Origin of the sequence: Sphingomonas sp. CCH9-E2 (assembly GCF_001557215.1) — a bacterium.
Lineage (GTDB): Bacteria > Pseudomonadota > Alphaproteobacteria > Sphingomonadales > Sphingomonadaceae > Sphingomonas.
Map to the genome: position 1 here is coordinate 1 of NZ_LSJM01000444.1, position 1,704 is coordinate 1,704.

The 1,704-nt window shown below is 67.6% G+C and carries 1 protein-coding gene; it reads right to left on the reverse strand.

From position 1 onward, the window contains the following. Positions 1 to 40: 40 nt before the first annotated feature. The coding region (locus tag AX681_RS20005; RefSeq protein ID WP_231735038.1) for a bifunctional metallophosphatase/5'-nucleotidase at positions 41 to 1,704 on the reverse strand (1,664 nt) is incomplete at its 5' end.

Below are 1,704 nucleotides of genomic sequence, written 5' to 3' on the forward strand. Positions count from 1 at the left end.
ACCCCAACCCCTCCCCTGAAGGGGAGGGGCTAAAGCGGTCCTACTCCGCCAGCCCGACATTCTTCACCCGGCCGAGCGCGGGCGGCTCCACCACCTGCCCGCGCGCGAACCATGCCTCCAGCGCGTCCAGATCGAGCACGCCGCCGGCGACGATCCGCCCGACCTTCAGCGTGGTGAAGCTGTCGCCGCCCCCGGCCAGAAACCCGTTCATCGCCACGCGATAGGTCGCTGCGTGATCGAGCGGCTTACCCTGCACCAATGGCGCGATGATCCGCTGCCCCTCAGGCCGCGATGTGTCGTAGCTGTAGGTCAGGCCCGAGGGGAACAGCAGCTTCGGCCCGTCTTCATTGGTGAATTGCTGTTCCAGCACCGCCAGCAGCTGCGCGCCGCTATATTCGCGAACCTGCAGGTTATTGCCGAACGGCTGGGTGGTGTAGAGGTCGCCGAACGTCACGGTTCCGTCTGCGGCGGGGGTGATCGAGGCACGCACGCCGCCAGGGTTCATCAGCGCGATCTGCGCGCCGTCCTTGCGCGTCGCGGCGAGCTGCGCATCGGCGATCAGCAGGCCGAGCGGCGATTCGAGCATTTCGCTATCCTCGTTGCGCAGGATCGGGCCCGACGCCTTGCCCACGGGGCGGCGGGCGAGTGGCGCTGCGGCGGCGGCATAGCGCGCGACATGCGCCGCGACCGCCGGGTCGGCGGGATAGGTCGGGAATGCCGGGTTCGCCTTGACCGGCCCGCCCGCGCTGATCGCGCCTTCGCCTTGCACGATCACCTGCCGCGCCGAGCGCGCCTTGACCTTGCGCGTGACCGGATCGATGCTGAGGTCGATGCGGGTCAGCATCACGCCATTATTGCCCGCGCTGGTCAGCAGCACCGGCTTGGCGGGATTGGTCGCGGAGTAATCGCAGATATAAGCGCGGTGCGTGTGGCCGGAGACGATCACGTCCACCCCGGGATCCAACCGCTCCATGATGTCGAGGATCGGCCCCGACAGCCCCTCGCACTGGTTCGGCTGATCGGTCCGCGCGGGGTAGCCGCCCTCGTGCACCATCATCACGATCGCGTCGGCGCCTTGCGCCTTGAGCTGCGGGATCAGCTTGTTCGCGGTCTCCGCCTCATCGGCGAAACGATACCCGACGATCCCCGCCGGATCGACATAGGTGCCGGTCATCCGCGTGGTCAGGCCGATAAAGCCGATCGTGATCTTGCTCTTGCCGCTGCCGAACGTCTTGAGCCCGGTCGCGGGCATCAGGCTCTTGCCCGATGCATCCAGCGTATTCCCGGCAAGATAGGTGTAGGACGCGCCCTTAAACGGTTCGAGCTGGCACGGCTGCGCGACCGCATTCTTCTCGCACCCGCCCTGCTGGAGGCGCAGCAGCTCCTTGGTCCCGCGATCAAATTCGTGATTGCCGGCGGCATTGAACTCGAGGCCCGCCATGCTCAGCGCCTTGACCGTCGGTTCGTCGAGGAACAGCGAGGAGACGAGCGGGCTGGCGCTGGTCAGATCGCCCGCCGCGACGACGACGGTGTTGGGGTTGCCAGCCTTCAGCGCCTTCACCGCCGAGGCGAAATAGGCCGCGCCGCCGGCCGGCACCTTGACGGTCTTGCCGTCCGCCGCCTGCACATCGATCGGCCGCGCCGGGGTTTCGAGCGCGCCGTGGAAATCGTTGAAGGCAACGATCCGCACACCGACCGGCGCAG